General features: G+C 68.9%; 1 protein-coding gene. It reads left to right on the forward strand.

The window, feature by feature from the left end:
- Window positions 1-511: alginate lyase family protein (locus EXE44_RS18000; RefSeq protein ID WP_199241278.1), on the forward strand; the 511-nt coding region annotated here is incomplete at both ends.

Genomic DNA, 511 nt, shown 5'->3' on the forward strand with positions numbered 1-511 from the left:
CCAACGAGGTCGTCGCGATTCGCGAACGTGTCGAGGACGGTCAGGACCCGTGGAAGACGGCCTACGACGCCCAGATCAGGGACGCGAATCGAGCCCTGGCGGCGACGCCGAGGAGCGTCGTCGACGACGGGTCGCCCGCGGGCGTCGACGAGCATCGGTTCGCCACGGGCGAGGACCGCCCTGACTACCGGGCGGCCATCGAGATGGGAACGTGGGTCCGGGACCTGGGGATCGGCTACGTGTTCACCGGCCGAGAGCGGTTCGCGAGCAAGGCGATCCGGCTGCTCGATCACTGGTTTCTCGACCCCGAGACGCGGATGTACCCCTCCGGCCGGAACTTCGGCGAGACGTACTTCTCCATCGAACTTCACATCACGCTGCCGACGCTCATCTACGGGGCTGCGCTCGTCCGCGATTCCCCGCGGTGGTCGACCGTCGGGGCGGACCGCGAGGCGCTCCGCTCGTGGGTGGAGACGTACCTCGACCGCAAGTCCGGGGTGTACGTCGGGCC

Source organism: Halorubrum sp. SS7 (assembly GCF_005435055.1).
In the GTDB taxonomy this organism is placed as follows: Archaea; Halobacteriota; Halobacteria; order Halobacteriales; family Haloferacaceae; genus Halorubrum; species Halorubrum salinarum.